At 63.2% G+C, this 16,921-nt stretch carries 17 protein-coding genes; 7 read left to right on the forward strand and 10 right to left on the reverse strand.

Translation table 11 applies throughout. From position 1 onward, the window contains the following. Positions 1–22: 22 nt before the first annotated feature. Positions 23–223 carry a hypothetical protein gene (locus ACZ881_RS19405; RefSeq protein WP_091463847.1) on the forward strand — a complete coding sequence of 67 codons (201 nt, stop codon included), beginning with the start codon at positions 23–25 and terminating at the stop codon, positions 221–223. On the opposite strand, the gene ACZ881_RS19410 is transcribed toward ACZ881_RS19405, so the two are convergent. Further along, a complete protein-coding gene (locus ACZ881_RS19410) occupies positions 192–2,051 on the reverse strand; it encodes a glycoside hydrolase family 15 protein (protein WP_476117659.1) in 1,860 nt (619 codons plus the stop codon). The genes ACZ881_RS19405 and ACZ881_RS19410 overlap by 32 nt on opposite strands. A gap of 98 nt (positions 2,052–2,149) precedes the next feature. Next, the gene (locus ACZ881_RS19415; protein WP_476117660.1) at positions 2,150–2,815 is read right to left on the reverse strand and encodes a TetR/AcrR family transcriptional regulator; all 666 of its coding nucleotides are present in this window, start codon (positions 2,813–2,815) and stop codon (positions 2,150–2,152) included. A 93-nt stretch (positions 2,816–2,908) separates the two neighbouring features. Between ACZ881_RS19415 and ACZ881_RS19420 the strand changes: the two genes are divergently transcribed. The 3 genes from ACZ881_RS19420 (at position 2,909) to ACZ881_RS19430 (ending at position 5,306) form a co-directional block, all read left to right on the forward strand. Then, a complete protein-coding gene (locus ACZ881_RS19420) occupies positions 2,909–3,952 on the forward strand; it encodes an NAD(P)-dependent alcohol dehydrogenase (RefSeq protein ID WP_476117661.1) in 1,044 nt (347 codons plus the stop codon). A gap of 89 nt (positions 3,953–4,041) precedes the next feature. Further along, positions 4,042–4,938 (forward strand): SDR family oxidoreductase, encoded by an 897-nt coding sequence (locus tag ACZ881_RS19425; protein WP_476117662.1) that lies wholly within the window; start codon positions 4,042–4,044, stop codon positions 4,936–4,938. Between the two features lie 107 nt (positions 4,939–5,045). After that, positions 5,046–5,306 (forward strand): DUF6458 family protein, encoded by a 261-nt coding sequence (locus ACZ881_RS19430; protein ID WP_476117663.1) that lies wholly within the window; start codon positions 5,046–5,048, stop codon positions 5,304–5,306. 92 nt (positions 5,307–5,398) lie between these two features. Here ACZ881_RS19430 and ACZ881_RS19435 read toward each other — a convergent pair whose 3' ends face one another. From ACZ881_RS19435 to ACZ881_RS19445, 3 genes are all read right to left on the reverse strand, one after another. Next, positions 5,399–6,196: a ZIP family metal transporter gene (locus tag ACZ881_RS19435; protein WP_476117664.1), complete on the reverse strand. Its 798-nt coding sequence runs from the start codon at positions 6,194–6,196 to the stop codon at positions 5,399–5,401. A gap of 102 nt (positions 6,197–6,298) precedes the next feature. Next, complete coding sequence (locus ACZ881_RS19440; RefSeq protein WP_476117665.1) at positions 6,299–7,204, reverse strand: carbon-nitrogen hydrolase family protein; 906 nt, start codon at positions 7,202–7,204, stop codon at positions 6,299–6,301. After that, positions 7,205–8,800: an APC family permease gene (locus ACZ881_RS19445; protein WP_476117666.1), complete on the reverse strand. Its 1,596-nt coding sequence runs from the start codon at positions 8,798–8,800 to the stop codon at positions 7,205–7,207. Between the two features lie 93 nt (positions 8,801–8,893). Here ACZ881_RS19445 and ACZ881_RS19450 point away from each other — a divergent pair, with 93 nt between their 5' ends. Both ACZ881_RS19450 and ACZ881_RS19455 read left to right on the forward strand, forming a co-directional pair. Next, positions 8,894–9,577, forward strand: a complete 684-nt coding sequence (locus ACZ881_RS19450; RefSeq protein WP_476117667.1) for a TetR family transcriptional regulator — start codon at positions 8,894–8,896, stop codon at positions 9,575–9,577. 17 nt (positions 9,578–9,594) lie between these two features. Then, a complete protein-coding gene (locus tag ACZ881_RS19455; RefSeq protein ID WP_091463824.1) occupies positions 9,595–9,879 on the forward strand; it encodes a hypothetical protein in 285 nt (94 codons plus the stop codon). Between the two features lie 46 nt (positions 9,880–9,925). Here the strand turns inward: ACZ881_RS19455 and ACZ881_RS19460 are convergent, their stop codons facing one another. Continuing rightward, positions 9,926–11,146, reverse strand: coding sequence for an MFS transporter (locus tag ACZ881_RS19460; RefSeq protein WP_476117668.1), 1,221 nt, complete (start codon positions 11,144–11,146; stop codon positions 9,926–9,928). A 101-nt stretch (positions 11,147–11,247) separates the two neighbouring features. Here ACZ881_RS19460 and ACZ881_RS19465 point away from each other — a divergent pair, with 101 nt between their 5' ends. Beyond that, the gene (locus ACZ881_RS19465) at positions 11,248–11,817 is read left to right on the forward strand and encodes a TetR/AcrR family transcriptional regulator (protein WP_091463821.1); all 570 of its coding nucleotides are present in this window, start codon (positions 11,248–11,250) and stop codon (positions 11,815–11,817) included. 25 nt (positions 11,818–11,842) lie between these two features. On the opposite strand, the gene ACZ881_RS19470 is transcribed toward ACZ881_RS19465, so the two are convergent. From ACZ881_RS19470 to ACZ881_RS19485, 4 genes are all read right to left on the reverse strand, one after another. Then, complete coding sequence (locus tag ACZ881_RS19470) at positions 11,843–12,436, reverse strand: histidine phosphatase family protein (protein WP_476117669.1); 594 nt, start codon at positions 12,434–12,436, stop codon at positions 11,843–11,845. Positions 12,437–12,546: 110 nt separating this feature from the next. Beyond that, the gene (locus ACZ881_RS19475) at positions 12,547–14,175 is read right to left on the reverse strand and encodes an amidohydrolase (RefSeq protein ID WP_476117670.1); all 1,629 of its coding nucleotides are present in this window, start codon (positions 14,173–14,175) and stop codon (positions 12,547–12,549) included. Next, positions 14,172–15,395 carry a serine hydrolase domain-containing protein gene (locus ACZ881_RS19480; protein WP_476117671.1) on the reverse strand — a complete coding sequence of 408 codons (1,224 nt, stop codon included), beginning with the start codon at positions 15,393–15,395 and terminating at the stop codon, positions 14,172–14,174. The genes ACZ881_RS19475 and ACZ881_RS19480 overlap by 4 nt, the downstream gene beginning before the upstream one ends. Beyond that, positions 15,392–16,837: a purine-cytosine permease family protein gene (locus ACZ881_RS19485; protein ID WP_476117672.1), complete on the reverse strand. Its 1,446-nt coding sequence runs from the start codon at positions 16,835–16,837 to the stop codon at positions 15,392–15,394. The genes ACZ881_RS19480 and ACZ881_RS19485 overlap by 4 nt, the downstream gene beginning before the upstream one ends. Between the last annotated feature and the right edge of the window lie 84 nt (positions 16,838–16,921).

Consider the following 16,921-nt stretch of genomic DNA (forward strand, 5'->3'; position numbering starts at 1 on the left):
CTGGTGATGGGACCATGGGGGTATGGGCGAACAAGAGCACGTGCAGCCCGCCGCGCCAATCGGCGCAGCGTCGGAAGATCGGGGTGACCCCACCACGCAGCAGATGCGGACCGTAGGTCAGCGGCGGCGCGAAGCCGAACGTAAGCTGGACCTCCACTTGGAGGAAGCGAGCCACAAGGGCGAACCATCAGCTACCGAAGGCGAGGATCATTCCGAAGGGTAGAGCCACTGGCGCTGTCCGGATGCTTGGGTTTGTGAAGTGGGGTGTCGCTGCTGTGGGCCTCGCCCTGATGAAGTTGCAGGGCGCTGTGAATCAACGGGAAATGGCTGAAGGCCTGCGGGGTGTTGCCGAGGTGCCGCTGCGTCCGCGGATCCCATTCCTCACTGAGCAGGCCCACATCGTTACGCAAGCTAAGAAGTCGCTCAAATAGCTCGGTAGCCTCACCGGAGCGGCCGATTCCCAGCAGCGCATCCACCAGCCAAAACGAACATGCCAGGAACACGCCTTCATCACCCGGGAGTCCGTCGTGTCCGGACTGGGTGCGATACCGAAGGACCAGTCCGTCGTCGGTGAGTCCTTTCTGGATGGCGTCCACAGTTCCTATAACCCGCGGATGCCGGTGGGGCAGGAAGCCGACGCGTGGGATCAGGAGCAGGCTCGCGTCCAGTTCCTTGCTGCCGTAGGACTGGACGAAGCTGTTGAGTTCATCGTCGAAGCCCTTGGCCATGACATCTGCATGGATTTCGCTGCGGAGCGCAGCCCACCTGTCGGCAGGACCTGGGAAGCCCGATGTTCGGACGGCTTTGACCATTCGGTCGGCAGCCACCCACGCCATCACTTTGGAATGGGTGAAGTGCTGCCGTGGTCCGCGCATTTCCCACAGCCCGTTGTCCGGCTGGTCCCATGCCCCTTCGAGGAACTCCATCAGAGCGACTTGAATGTCCCAGGAGCTATCCACACTGCCATCCGGGGATGCCGCCCGGGTCAGTGAAAGCCCGTCCAGGACTTCGCCCCACACATCCAATTGAAGCTGCGGGGCAGCGGCATTTCCGGTACGGACGGGCTGTGAACCTTCGTAACCCGACAACCAGGGAATGTCCGCCTCCGGAAGTCTCCGGGCGCCGTCGAGCCCGTACACAATCTGAAGTTCCGACGGGTCGCCGGCTATCGCGCGCAGCAGCCAGTCGCGCCAAGCGGCGGCCTCCTCCGTGTAGCCGGCGGCGAGCAGTGATTGCAGGGTCAAGGTGGCGTCGCGCAACCAGCAATACCGATAATCCCAGTTGCGGGGCCCGCCGATTTGCTCGGGAAGGGATGTTGTTGCGGCGGCCACAATGCCGCCGGTCGGGTGGTACGTCAGTGCCTTGAGGGTTATAAGGGACCGCTCCACCGGTTCTTTGTACTTGCCCGTCATCTCGCTGCGGCCGATCCACTCCAGCCAGAACGACTCCGTCGCCTCCAGTGCATGCAGCGGATTGATTCGACGTGGCTCGCGTTCGTGGCTTGGGGCCCAGCGCAACACGAAGGGAACGCGTTCGCCCGCGCGGACGGTGAATTCGCTGAAGGTGCGCTTGTCCCGGCCCTCCAGAGGAGCGGGGGTGGTGAGGTAGGCGGAGTCGGGGCCGGCCACCGCGCTGATGCCGTGCTCGCTATGTCGGACCCACGGCACCACCCGGCCGTAATCAAAGCGCAGGACCAGTTCCATCTGCATGGTGACCTCGCCCGACACTCCTTCGACGATCCGCACCAGATCCACGGCGTCGTCGCGGACGGGCATGAAATCGAGGACCCGCACGGATCCGCCGTCAACTTCCCATTCCGTTTCCAGGATGAGGGTGTCCTCACGGTATTGGCGTCGCGTGCAGTCGCCGCCGTCCGCTGTTCCGGCGGGCGCCAGCAGCCAGCGGCCGGCGTCGGGGGTGTGCAGCAGCGCGGCGAAGCAGGCGGGGGAGTCGAAACGCGGCAGGCACATCCAATCGATGGAGCCGCTGCGCCCCACCAGGGCAGCCGTGTTCAAGTCCCCGATGATCGCATAGTCCTCGATCCTGGCCATGAACTCAGCTCCCTCACTCGGCGTCGTCAGCTATGCCTGACCGTACCCCGTTGGCCTGAGCGCCTTCAATGAGACTCGCGCCTCCAGCCGAAAGGCACTTATTCCCCGTCGGATTTCAGCCGGTTGAGACCTTCAAGGATCAGGTCCAGGCCGAACCCAAACTCGTCGCCAAAGTCGTAGCCGGGTTTGAGGACATGCTCGACGGCGATCTCCACCATGCGCGGATACTCACCTGTGGCGAAGCGCTCCATGATGGGGTTGGTGATCTCGGCCGCGGTGTCCCTGCCCTCGAACGGGAGTGCGGCTTCCTGAAGGGCGAAGCCGTAGATGTAGCTGTCCAGCAGGGCGTAGGCGTGGGCCGTCAACTGGACGGAGAAGCCTGCCTCCCTCAGTGTTGCCAACGTTGCTTCGTGGTGCCGGAGTGTGGCCGGTCCCGGTGCGGACCGGCTTTCCAGCAGCCCGACTGCCCACGGGTGGCGCCTGAGCGCTGATCGCACTCCGTGAGCCCTCCGCCGCATTTCCGCGCGCCAATCTCCCCCCGGTTCCGGCGGTTGGATTTCGCTGAAGACCATATCCACGATCCCATCAAGGATCTCTTCCTTGTTGGCTACGTAGTAGTAGAGCGACATGGGCTTGGTTCCCATGCTCTGGGCAAGCGTGCGGATGGTCAGCGCGGCCAGTCCGGATTCGTCAGCGAGCGCAACTGCGCACTCCAGTACTCGTTCCCTGCTGAGGGGCAGGCGCTGGGATGCTGCGGTGGACACGTGGACTCCTTACGTTGAGTGTCAGGCTCTAGCGGTTTAGTACAGTGTACGGTAACGTCGTTAGTACAGCGTACGAAAAGAAAGGTCCGGCCCATGACCATTGGCCAGCAGTCCAAGGAAGCACGCAAGGAAGAGGCGTCGCCCGGAAACATGAGGGCCATCGTGCAGGAAGCGTATGGCTCCGCCGATGTGCTTCACGAGGCGCAGGTTCCTCGCCCGGCCATCAAGGAAAACGAGGTTCTGGTGAAGGTCCGGGCAGCCGGGCTCGATCGCGGTACGTGGCACGTCACCACAGGTTTGCCGTTTGCGTTGCGCCTGGCCTACGGATTCCGCGCGCCAAGGAACCCCGTGCCCGGGCTCGACCTCGCGGGCACTGTGGAGGCTGTCGGGGCTAAAGTCACGCGGTTTGCCGTGGGCGACCAGGTTTTCGGGTCAGGCAAAGGATCATTCGCGGAGTACGCCACTGCCCACGAGAACCAACTTGCCCACAAACCGGCGGGCATCAGCTTCGAGCAAGCAGCCGCGGTTCCCGTGTCCGCGTGCACGGCCTTGATCGCGTTGCGTGCGGGCGGTATCGATCCGGGCAAAGGCCCCGTAGCGAAGGAACTCAAGGTCCTGATTACTGGCGCCTCGGGCGGCGTGGGCAGTTACGCAGTGCAGATCGCCAAGGCGGCCGGCGCCGAGGTAACCGGGGTGGCCAGTGCCGCCAAGGCGGACTTGGTTCGGGAACTCGGCGCTGACCATATCATCGACTACGCCTCGCGGGACTTCGCTGATGGCAGCGAGCGCTACGACGTCATTATCGACATAGCCGGCAACCCATCGGTTTCCCGTCTTCGCCGGGCGCTTACTTCTTCGGGAACAGCAGTGATCACCGGTGGTGAGGAAGGCGGGTCCTGGACGGGCAGCTTGGATCGCCAGTTCCGGGCCGTGGCGCTCTCTCCCTTCATCCGCCAGCGGCTCACCATGATCGTGGGCACCCAAACCGCAGCGGATCTGGAATACCTTGCAGGCATCCTCGAAGCAGGAATCATTACCCCTGCAATAGACCGAAGTTATCCGCTGGCCCAGGTCCCTGATGCCATGCGCTATTTCGACGCCGGTAAAGCCCGCGGGAAGGTTGTCATCACCATTTGAGTTTTAGTGTGTAGCTGAAACGCCCACTAGCCCCAAGCTCCGGCCTCGTGCTACCACTGACCCTAGGAACAAACCTCTGAGGAGAAACAGTGGCCGAAGACCTGCCTGTCCTTGTTGTTGGCGCCACTGGTTTCTTGGGTGCACAAGTGGTGGACGAACTGCTCAAGCGCGGAAAGAAAGTTCGGGCCCTGGTCCGGCCCAAGTCCAATGCCGCCAAGCTTGAGGCCAAGGGTGTTGAGATCGCCCGCGGAGACATGTTGGATGCCGCCTCTTTGATCAGCGCAATGACCGGCGTTTCCGCGGCAATATCGACGGCGGCTGGATATACGCGGAATGACAAGAACGCCAAGGCCATCGACACCTTCGGCAACAGCAATCTGGCCGTCGCGGCTAAACACGCCGGAGTGCCGCGTTTTGTGCTGATCAGTATCGTCACCAGCGATCAAACTCCCCAAATTCCCCACTTCTGGAACAAGAAGCTGGCCGAGGACAAATTCGAGGAGCTCGGCGTTCCCTTTGTGGCCCTCCGGCCAGGCGCCTTCTTTGACCAGGCGGTAGGCATGGGTGGTGATCCCTTCGCTAAAGGCCGCTTCGTCTGGCTCGGTTCCAAAGACGCCAGGCTCACGTTCGTCCTGGCGAGCGATGTTGCCGGCTACCTTGCGGAGGCAGTTGACGCGAACATTGTTGAGGGAGAGCGCATTGATATTGGCTGGAGTCGGCCCTTGAGTATCCACGAAGCCGCGGAAATTGCCGGACGCCGGGCCGGCAAACAGATCAAGGTGATGTCCATACCCGCCGGCGCCATCGCTGGACTCGGCAAGGTGACTGCGAAAATCCTTCCGTTGGTGGGCGATATGGCAAGCATGGTGGCGTGGTTCGAGACCGGAAAATACGTTGCGGACGTCACCCGCCAGGAGCAGGTCTTCGGCCCCGCGCCGACCCCCGAGGACGCCATTGCCAGGGTGGCGGCACGCTACGGCCACTGACAATGGCGCCGGGTTGATGCTGGTCGGCGAGGTGGAACGTAAGTATCCTGATGATACGGATTCGGCTGCAGGCCCTGACTGCGTCGAAAAAACATGAGGAGCACGTTATGAGAATTGGTTCTTCCATCGCCCTGATTGCCATCGGAGCTATTCTGGCTTTCGCGCTCGCCCCAGGAATCATCCCCTTCCTTGACCAGGTCCTGGTCGGCTACATTCTGATCGGGGTCGGCATCGTCGGTCTCATCATTTCCATCGCCATGTCCAACCGGACCCGTCGCACAGTCGTTGAGCGCCGCGGCGATCCCCGCACCGTTGTTGAGCGCCGCGATGAACCCCACACGATTGTCGAGCGGCGCCCCGAGGTCTAGCAACTCAAGCTGCGGAAGAAGCGCACGACGGCGGATACTCGCCGTCGTGCGCTTTCTTTCGTCAGTACCTCTGAGGCTAAGCGCCCAGCGGCTCAGGCGAGCGAGAGGGTGAACGACAAGACAAATCCTGCTGCCGTACTCAGCGCAACGGCCGGGCCGCCGTGTTCGTAGGCCTCTGGCATAAGAGTGTCCGCTAGCGATGCGATCACGGCGCCCGCTGCAAATGCCAAGGGTAGGGAGATCGTCTCGGGCTCGGCTGAGGAGAGCGGCCCCGCTCCGAGCACGACGGCGGCAACCAGCAACACCGCGCACGCGCTCCAGAGCAGCATGATCCGCCCAGCTTTGCGACCCTGGCTGCGCATGGACGACGCTCCCACCAACGCTTCGGGCAGGTTGGAAACGAAGATAGCCGCCAGCAGTGCCAGGCCGCCGGAGCCCTCTCCCAAGGAGATGCCCAAGGCGACGTTCTCCGGCACGCCGTCCAAGGTGACCGCAGCCAAGAGGGCCATGCCGGCGGCGCCTCGTGTTGAGGCGGAGGTGGCGGCTTTATCGGACGCGGCGGCGTCGGTGTCCAGCTTGGGACTGCCCTGTATTTCGTCCGCGGGTTTGGATTTCGAGGTTCTCCCGGGTTGGGCCCAGCGGTCCAACAGGGCGCTCAACGCCGTGAAAACGATGGCCCCGGCAAGGAGCCCCACCGCCGCGCGCACGATTCCGCCTTGTTCGTACGCGTCCTCGAAGAGTTCGAAGGCCAAAGCCGTGATGAGTGAGCCGGCCGCGAAGGACAGCAGGATGGCCAGAAGCCGTTTTGGCAGCTCGAAACGCACGCCGATGATTGCGCCTATGACCAGGGCGCTGGAGGCAATCAATCCGAACCATAGTGATGCCATCACAACGCCAGTATAGAAGTAAGTAACCTGATCTTCTCTAGGGTGAGGAAAAAACGTTCGACGGCGGCAGCCCGCCGTCGAACGCTTCTCAGGTTGGGCGTGTCGTCAGGCCCGTCGGCTGCCGCTGCCCTGCCGTGCTGAAGTGGAATCGCCACTCCACTCCGGCGATTGGAAGTGAGCTCCGCCGAACATCGGGAAGCGCAGCAGGCCTTCCTGGTCCCGGAGCTGGGCCCAAGGGCGGTTGATGCCGTGAGTTCCATAGCGGCGGAGCTGGGTGACGCGGTCCAAGTCCAGGACGGCGAACAGGATCTCCTCACCGCCCCGGGCGTGCTGCATGATGGTGCCCTCGGGGTCGACGATGACGCTCTCGCCCACGCCGGAGGGGGATGCTCCGTTGACGTTCACCACGTACACCTGGTTGGCGAAGGCGTTGGCCTGGGACATGACGATTTCCATGGCGCGGTCCCGCGTGGTGGTGAGTGTGGGCTGGATGATGACCTCTGCGCCGAGCCATGCCAATTGGCGGGCGACTTCGGGGAAGCTGCCGTCAAAGCAGATGGCCAGGCCGATGCGTCCACAGCCGGGGATGTCGAAAGTGACGAAGGAATCGCCAGGAGTGGTGGTTTCGAACGGTCGCCACGGGAAGAGCTTCCTGTAGCGCGCCACAATTTCTCCTTGCGGGGAGACAGCAATGGCGGTGTTGTACGTGTTCCCATTATCCGTTTCCAGCAGTGAGCCGGGCACAAGCCACACGTTCAGCCTGCGGGCCAGCGCGGAGATGCGGTGGGTGAGTGGGCTCGGGATGGGCGCGGCGGAACGGGTTTCGCCGTCGGGGTCCGGGAGCAGGAACTCGCCCGGCGCGGAAAGCAGCAGTTCCGGAACCACGATGACGTCCACATCCGGGCCCAGTTTCTTGGCTGATTCGGCTTGGGCCTCGAACCGGGCCCACGTGGCCTCGAGATCATTGGGGACGGGGTTGGTCTGAATGGCTGCGATGGACAGGATGCGCATTTATGCCTCGGTTTCGTTGTGATGAGTGTCGTTGCTGAGGATGGACGGAAGTTGGTGGCGGGTGGTGATGTTTCCGCGGGGGATGGATTCGCCTGAGAAGAAACGGCGCAGCCGGGTCCTCAGGATCGCGGTGACCAGCAGGCCCAGGATCAGCGCACCGATGCCTATCCAGAACACAGATCCGATGCCCATCCACGACAGCCCGACGTACTCGGGGGACAGCATGTCGACGGCGCTGTATGCGAACGCTCCGATCATGAGGAGTGCTCCGAGGCCGGGAAGGATGCCCTTCAGGATCAGCGCCGATGCAGAGGTGCGCATCAGCGGGGCGAAGTACACCACCGAGGCCAAGGCTGTCGCGGCGTAATAGGCCGCTATCATCAGGCCCACCGAAAGGATACCCAGCCCGATGAAGTCCGGGCTGATTGCCGTCAACCCCAACGTTATGGCCATGGTGATGATTGCCCACCAGGCGATGGAGGTGGTAGGCGTTCCCCTCTTGGGATGCATCTTCGTGGTCGACTTGGGCAGCGCGCCATACGTGCCCATGCTGAGCCAGGTCCGCGGCGTGCTGACAGCAACAGTCATCAGTGCTGCCAAAGCCGAAAGTCCCACCGCCAAGATGATGACCTGGCCAAACACTTCTCCGGTCGCCTGCGGCCCGAGGACTGAAAGGACATCCGAGACGGTTTCCGGGTTGGTGATGCTTGCAGTTCCGGCGTATCCGACGGCGGCCGTAGCGGTCACTACATAGAAGAACAGGAGGATGACCGTGGTGATGACCACTGCCTTACCGGGCGTTCCCTTGCGGTCCGTGGTTTCCTCGTTCACGGCGATCAGTGCATCCCAGCCCCAGTAGATGAACAGGCACAGGATGACGCCGGACACGAGTCCGGACATGTCTCCTGACGCAAAGGGGTTGAACCATTCCAGGCCCGGCTTTTCGGCGCCGCCTGTGGCGTTGCCCGTGGCCATGGCCGTGAAGGCGGCGACACAGAATCCGCCCAGTGCCACTAGCTGGAGGCCAATCAGCGCGTACTGTACCCAGGCGGAGAGTTCGATTCCCCTCGCCGCGATCCGTGCACTCAAGGCGATCAGCCCGCATGCGATGGCAGCTACGGCGATCGGTTCCGCGGCGATCCAGGCCAGACCAAAAAAGTTGAGCAGATAAGTGGTGGCCACTTGGGCGAGTGCGGCGCTCGCAATGAAGGTGGCCACTTGTGGCACCCATCCGCCAAGGAACCAGCCAGCGGTGGGCCCGAAAACGCGGGTGATCCAGACGAACACGCCACCGCAGTCGGGCATTTCCTTGTTGAGGTCCCTGAACGCGAGGGCGGTGAACAGGATGGGGACGAAGCCCAGCAGGAACGCGGCAGGGGTGCTCGCTCCCACGGCAAGGACCACAAAGCCGAGCGTCACGGCCAGGCTATAGGCCGGAGCGACGGCGGCCAGTCCGAGGGCCACGGTCGGTCCGATGCCGATGGAGCCTGCTTTCAGGCCCTTGGACGTTGGCTCGCTTGGTGCCGGGCTCTTTGATGGTGCGTCTTTTGGGGTTGGGTCGCTTGCGAGTGGGGTGGGGGACGGGGGATGTGACACGGAGACTCCTCGTTGAATCAGTAAGTCGTATCTGGAATCAGTAATTTGAATCACATTCAAATTTGAATGCCATTCAATACCGGTCTAGAGTCAATGTCAACAGGAATCTTCAAGCGTCCACGGGGAGCGGCAGTGGCCAAGGTAGACAAGAAGGACATTCGGCGGCAGGAAATCGTTGCGGCAGCACAGGCCGTGGCAGCCCGCGACGGCGCTGAGGGCGCCACGCTCCGCGCCATTGCCGCCGAGGCAGGCATGGCCGCCAACGCAGTGCTCTACTACTTCGGCAGCCATGCCGACATCATCGCTGCCGCCGTGCAGGCTTCCTCCGGCAGATTTCTGGAGAAGCTCGCCGAAGCCGTTGACCTGAACATGACTCCCACCGCCAGGCTCGCCGCCGTCATCGGCGCCGGCACTACTGCAGGACTGGACGACGACGTCTCCCGGATTCTGTACGAGTACTGGCCCCACATGCTCCGCGACGCCGAACAACGCCGGATCCAGGAAGAGCTCACCAGCGCACAGGAACGCGTCTACCGGGAAATCATCGACGCCGGAACCAGCTCAGGTGAGTTCTCTCCGCTGCTGGATCCAGCCAAAATTGCCCGGACCCTTGTTGCCCAGGAAGACGGCCTTGTCATGGATGTGCTCGCCGGGAGTGCCACCAGCGAGTATGTGCTTGATTTGGTGGGAAACCTTGCAGCCGCCCTTCTTGGGCTCAAGGCAGAGGCCCTGCTTGAGCTCATCGCTGTCCGGGATGTCTCAGCGCCTGCTAGCTAACGGCGTAGGCTGCTGCCATGGAGAAGTCATTCGACATTGAACTGGTCAATCAGAACGAGTACTTGGTGCGTTGGGCATCGGAAGGGCAGAACGGGGAATCCCTGGTTCACACCAACCCGGACTTCCTTGCCGAGGTGGGCCTGGGCGGCTTCGACGAGCAGCTGATTGTCGAAGAAACCACCAACTACCTGGCAGAACACCAGCCCGTGATCGACTTCCCGCAAACGGTTGACCTGGAAGAGATTGCCGCAGCCTACGCGGACTATGCTGAGCAGCTGAAAGCGCGGCTCGAAGAGCGGTAGTTGGCTTGTTTGAGGTGCCTGTTTGTCAGGCGTTCGCGAGGAGCCATCAGGCGTCTACGCTCACCAACAAAGGTTTCTCCGCCGCTTCCCTGCGAAGGCGCACCGCCTGAATCACCACACCCGCTGCAGCGAACGCCAAGAGGGTCGCCGCATAGGCCTGCAATGTCAGGATGATTCCCCACGTGGGAACCAGTAAGCCGGCAATGACAACCGGGATGCTGAACGCGAGGTACGCGGCGATGTAAATGCCGGCAAATACCCCCGCGCGTTGCTGAGGTTCAACCAAGGGTGCGATCAAGCGAAGCTGACCGCCGAAAGATCCACCAAAACCAACGCCTCCAAGCACTGCGCCAATCCAGATTGCAGGCAACCAGGATGCGCTGATCCCGACCAGGACCACAATGATTCCAGCGAGTACCAGGGATACTCCTGCCAGTGTGCTGTGACGGGCGGGATGCCGGGTGAAATAGAAGCCTGCCAGTGCCGCGGTGAACGGCCCCAGGAAAGCCGTGAAGCCCGCAACCAGCCCGCCCTCCAGTCCGAATTGGACTCTAAGCAATGCTGGTGAGAGCCCAAGAAACAGTGCCGGGAACATCCAACCCGCGATGTGGACCGGCAGGCCGGCGCCGAACTCCCGACGGATTGAAGCCGGCAATCCCAGCCGAGGGGCAAGCGATCGAAACGCTCCTGGCCTGGGTGTGACTGTTTCTTCCGTGAGGCTCACGTAGACGACCGCGATGACCATGACCACGGCAAGGATGGCGAAGATCAGCGTATTTGCGTCAGATGTGAATTGAACTGCGGCTCCGGTCACGAGCGCCCCAACGCCAAGGCCGCCGGCTACGGATGCACCCGCAAGCCCTCCGGCCAGCTTCTTGCGGTGAGGGGGTGCGTGTTCGGCGATGGCGGCATTGAAGGCGCTGGTTGCCAGCCCCGTGGCGAGACCCTGGAGTGCTCGAGCAGCGATCACCCAGGAGATGCTGGGGGCAAAGATGAAGACGGCCATGGAAAGCAGTTCGCCGTAGAGGGCCAGGAGCATGACCGGGCGGCGCCCCAAATGGTCGGATAATGACCCTCCGATGAGGAGTGCTGCCAGCAGACCGATCGCGTAGATGGAGAAGGCGATGCTCAGCGTGGCGGCAGAAAAGCCCCACTCCTGTTGGCGAAGGGAGAGTAGGGGTGTGGGCGCTCCCGCTGCAAAAAAGAACGCTGCGAACACCGCGGCGAGCCCGATGAATGTCGACTTGGAGGGGGTGGAACGAGGCAAGGGAAGGCTCCTTGAGCAGAGTGGTCTATCAGCTTTAGTTAGACAGGTCTGTTCAATAAAGTCAAGAAAATTTAGACAGATCTGTCTGATATGCTGCTGCTATGTCCCCTGCCAAGGTTCCCGCACGTCAGCGACTCCTCGAGGCTGCAGACCGATTGTTCTACTCCGAGGGCGTCCATACGGTGGGGATTGACAGGGTCATCGAAGAAGCGGGGGTCGCCAAGGGCTCCTTGTTCTATAACTTTTCCGGCAAAGACGATCTCATCGCCGCCTACCTGGCGGGACGCGACCAACGCCGACGCGATCGAATTGCCAAATTCCAGCATGGGTTGGACGACCCCGCCCACAAGCTGCTGGCCATCTTTGAGGCCCTCGGGGAGGCCGTTGCCGAGCCGGGCTACAAAGGCTGCCCGTTTGCCAACGCAAATGCCGAAGCCCGCCCCGGGAGCGTTGAGTCCGCCGCGCTGCGCACATTCCGTGACTGGATGGCCAACGCCATGTTGTCCTTATGCGAGGACGCGGGCTACGCCCATCCGGGGGACGTATCCGCGCGGCTTTGCCTGCTGTATGACGGCGCAGTCGCCGGTTCCAACCTCGACGCGCAACCCCAAGCCGTTGGCATTGCCAAGGAGCTGGCCTCAATGGTGCTGGAAACGGCGCCGCGACGCTGAACGCCGCCGCGCTGGTTACCTGAAATCAGGCCTCGACGTCGGCCGTGACACGCTCGCCGTTGAAGTACTCCAGTTGCCAGCCGTCAGTGACGTGGTGATGGGCCAGGTTGAGCACTGCATTCTGCACGCTGTCCAAAGTGCGCCCGATAGCCCGGCTCAACGTCAGTCGGATCAAAGTACCGTGCGCCACCACCAGGACGCGCTTGCCGGCGAACTCTCCGGCCAGCTCTTCCAAGGCAGCCATGCCACGGTCAGCCGCTGCCTCGTCGGATTCGCCTCCGCGGAAACCTCCCGGTATGCGGAGTGCCTCCAGTTCGGGGCCGGCCTGCAGCCCTTCGGCGGGTCCGAAGCTGCGTTCCGTCAGCTCGGGAACCAGCCGCGCAACCTTCAGGCCTAGTCCTTCGGCGATGATCTCCGCAGTTTCGGCTGCACGGCCCAGCGGCGAGGACACCACTGCGTCCCACGACTGGTCCGACAGGAAGGCGACGGCGTCGCGCGCCTGGCCGCGGCCGACGTCGTTCAGCGGGATGTCAGTGGACCCCTGCAACCGGCGCTCTGCGTTCCAATCGGTCTGGCCATGGCGGACGAGGGCGAAAGTTGTGAGGGTCATGCTTTCCATTGTGCCTTGCGGGTGCGCCGGCCCGCAGTTTCCTGCGTCACGTACGACCGTTACGTCACGTAATGAAGCGCCCGACGGCGGGAGGTCGCCGTCGGGCGCTTTGCTTGTGGCTAGTGCTTCTTGGCCTGGTCCATTTCGTACACAGTCCGCCCGCCCACCACCGTCTGCAGGACCTTCGCTTCCAGCAACGAGGCCGGGCTCCTGGACGCAAGCACATCGGTGTCCAGGACCACGAAGTCCGCGTACAGGCCAGCAGTCAGCCGACCAATTTGGTGCTCCGCCCCGCAGGTCCACGCGGAGTCGCGCGTTGCATGTTCGATCGACTCGGCGAGGGGCAGGGCGAAGCCGGGGACATTGGTTCCAGCGGAAGCGTCCAAGGCCGAAGCCCGGGTGGTGGCTACGTACATGTTGGGCAACGGCGCGTGCGGGGACGTGGGGGAGTCCGTGCCAAAGGCCAGCCGTGCTCCCGCCTCAGTAATCCATGGCCACGGGAAGCCGCGCTCCACGCGGTCATCACCCAATTTGGCCGCCCAGTTTTCGCTGATGGCAGGATCGGCGTGGACCGGTTGCATGCTTGCGGTGATGCCCAGTGCGGCGAGGCGATCGACGTCGGCCCTGTCCACCAACTCGAGATGCTCGATGCGGTGGCGGCGTTCGCGGGGCCCGTTCTCTGCCACGGCGTGTTCCACAGCTCCGATGGCGATCCGCACCGATTCGTCGCCGATGGCATGCATGGCAACCTTCAAACCGGCGGCATCGGCAGCGGCAACCACTGGCGCGAGTTCCTCCAGGCTCCAGATCGGTTCCGCGTTCGAACCATCGGCGTACGGCATTCCGAGGGTGGCCGTGCACCCGTCGATGGTGCCGTCAATGATGACCTTGATTCCCACCACGCGAAGGAACGGCGATTCATGCTCGACGGCGAGCGCCGCCGCCCGCTGGACCTGGGCGATGTTTTCCTCCGTCGATCCAGCGTTGTTGACGCGCCAGTAGGCGATGAGCCGGCTGGTTAGTGTTCCGTCTTTGTCGGCACGCTTAAAGCCTTCGAGGTCAGTCTCGTTGAACCCCATATCGCACGCGGTGGTCACGCCGGTCTCGCGGTAGGCCTGCTGGACGGCGGCGATGCTGGCCTCGTGCTCCTCCTTGCCTACCTGGGCATCGAGGTAGGGGAGCACCATGTCGTAGAACGCGTTCTCGTCGATGTAGCCGGTGGCGTGGCCGTCTGCGTCGCGCTTGATGGTGCCGCCGTGCGGGTCCTTGGTGTGGTCGTCAATCCCCAGTTCAGCCAGCGCCGCCGAGTTCACCCACACGGAGTGGAAGTCGTAGGCGAAAGCGTAAACCGGCTTGTCCTGGACCACGGCATCGAGCATCGGAGCGTCGGGGACACCGCCGGGAATTGCGCCATGCAGCCAGCCGGTGGCAAGGATCCGCTCAGCATGGGGGCGGTCGGTTGCCCTTGCCCTGATTCGTTGCTGGATCTCCTCCACTGACTTGGCACCCCACAGGCTGACCTGCCCCAAGGCTTCGCCAGTACCGACTACGTGGGCATGGCCGTCGACGAAGCCGGGGACAACCAAGCGACCCTCGAGATCAATCCGCTCGGCGTCCGGTCGAAGGCGTTCCGCGGTGTCGGTGTCCCCGACGTAGAGGATGCGCTCGCCTTGAACGAGCAGCGCTTCAGCCCAGCGGCGGGTATCGGAGGTGAAGATGCGGGCATTGGTGTAGAGCTTGGTGGTCACGCTGCGTTTTCCTTGCTTTCCGGGGCTGTTGCTTCTGCTGGGACTTCTCGTGTTGCTAGTGGCTCATCCAGGGAACGGCTGACATCGAGGAGCAGTTGGTTCTGAAGCCCGTGCAGGTGCTCGCTGTCCGGTTCCGGCCAAGTGGACATCTTCACGATCACGGTATCGGTGGCGGGGTCGAGCCAGAGGTATTGGCCGTAGATCCCGATCCCGGTGACATTGCCGCGCTCATTGCCGGTGCACCACCACTGCCGGGTGTACGAGCCGTGGGGGTGAAGGGCGGTGAATGAGGAGTCGGCCATGGCTTCGGGGTCTCCGCCCGCGAGGATGCTGCCGACCCACCCCTCGGAGACCACCCGGCCTGACGGACCTACGCCGCCGTCGAGCATTAACCGGCCCACCCTCGCGAGGTCGCGGGCGGTGCAGGAGACCCCGCCGTTCGCGAAGCCGAACCCGGCGGAATCGACGGTGATGGTGGCGTCCCGATCTGCATCGAGCTTGGACCACAGGTACTTGGAGAGTGCGTCCGAATACCGGAGCCCGGTCACGCGCTCGATGATCCAGGCCAGCACGTCCGTGTTCGCGGAGCAGTACTGGAACGTGCCCGCAGTGCCGTTGCCCGTGAGGGCGGTGAGGAAGGCGTACGTGTCCTCCGGGTCGTCCGCTTGCCGGGTGCGCCAGCCTGAGGAGCGGTCATGCGTCTGGACTTCGGAGGCCGGATCCAGGTAATCCTCGCTGTAGTTGAGGTGGAGAGCCATATCGAGGACGTGCTGCACGGTGGGGCCGTCGTAGGCTGATCCGGCCAGCTCGGGGACATAGTCAACCACCTGGGCGGAAGGGGCGATGTCCCCTGAGTCCACCAAAGCCCCCACCACTAAGCCGCACATGGATTTGGAAACGCTCATGACCAGGTGAAGATCGTCCGGAGCGAAGCCGGGGCGGTAGTACTCCGCGATCACCTCGTTGCGGTGCAGGACCAGGAAGGCGTCGGTGTATGTCTCCTCCAGCCGTTGCCTTAGGTGGGGAACGGCCAAGGAGCTCAAGCGCTCAGTAGCCCCAGCCGGGGCGGCCGGGAAGCGGCGGGTGACTGACGCCGTCGGCAGTAATTCGCCCAGATGCGCGAAGGTCCAGCGGTTGTGCGGTCCCTCCTGCCAGGTGTCGAGGGTTGGCTGCTCGGCGGCGCCGGTGTAGCGGGCGGGGTGCGGCCCGGTGGTGGTCATGCGTTGGCTCCTTCGATGGAGGGGATTGCGGTAGGGCGGCGTTTCGCGGCCAGGTGCGTCAGGACGATGTACACCCCGGAAGTAACCACCATGGACACCGGAACCGAGAGATCCAGGTAGCCCATGGCCGCTGCGATGGGGCCTGTCCACACGGCGCTGGTGAGGAAAAGGGATGCCACGGACGCGCCAACGACGATGGCGAGCAACCCGGGGACGTGCCAGCCGCCGGAGTACCAGAAGGGGCTGCCGGGCTTTTCGTTGAAGAGGTCTTGTCCACGGTAGCGGTTGCGGCGGGCAATGACGTCCGTGGCAAAGACCGTCATGGTGGGTCCGGATATGAGGACCAGCACCTGCAGCATCAGGTTGACGGCGTCCAGGAGGCTGGTGGACATCACCAAATAGATAGTCAGCGCAGTGCCGATCGCTCCAACCACCACTGCCGAGGGGATGCGTCGGATGGGAACGCCGATGGACTGGAACGCCATGCTGGCCGTGTATGTGGTCATGCCGTTGAGGGAGATGGTGTTGATGATGACGCCCACCACGAAGATGGGTCCGAGCCAGGCCGGGAGCAGGGCGAGGAGCGCCGATTCGATGCCAAGATCCATCGCTGCGGCATCAATTCCCGTGGCGAGCAGCGCACCTACTGCTGTGAAGAACATGGAGGGCAGGGCGCCCCCAAGCGCTGTGGCAGCGATGATGTGCGAACGCTTGGTGGACTTCGGGAGGTAGCGGGCCAGGTCCGGGCTGTTCGAGTAGGACAGGGGACTGGAGGCGAGGATGGCGAAACCGATGGTCATCGCAGACCACAGTGGCGCACCCTCCAAGGGCGCGGGTGCAGCGTAGCCCCACTGCACATGGGGCAGGACGAACGCCGTAACCAGCAGGAAGATTGCAAGCAACACGGAGGCCACCACGGGGTAGCTGCGCAGGATCAGGCTGTGGCCGAACACCGCCACCAGAACGGTGATCGCGGCAACCAGGACGGTGACGAATACCGGAACCAGGACAGGATCCGTGAAACCAAGCTGTGCCAGGAGTTCAGCGCCCATGAACGAGGATGCGAGCCAGTTCAGGGCCAGGAAGACTGCGGAGATGAACCATCCAAAGAAGGCGACCACAACTCTGTTGCCGCGGATTCCGTAGATGGCGCGGGTGATCACCGAACCCGACGTCCCCGCTGCCGGACCACTGGTGGCGACGATGCCGGTGAGGATCCAAGGGAGGCTTCCGGCGACGATGACGACGAAGGCCTGCCAGAGTTCCATGCCGAGCAGGATCAGGGACGCGCCCACCGTGAAGTTGAGGACGCTGACGTTTGGGGCCGCCCAGACCGGGAAGAGGTCGCGGGCGCGGCCGTGCCGTTCGGAGGCTTCGATGACTTCGATGCCGCGGGTTTCGGGGTGGGCAAGCGGTTCGGGGTAACTGACCGGATCGGTCATGTGAGGGTGGGACAACGCTGTTCCTCTCGGGCAAGGTCCGGCTCGCAACGCTGGGAAACCGGTCCATCGACACTATTGGTCGCA

This window comes from Paenarthrobacter sp. TE3676, from assembly GCF_056279165.1.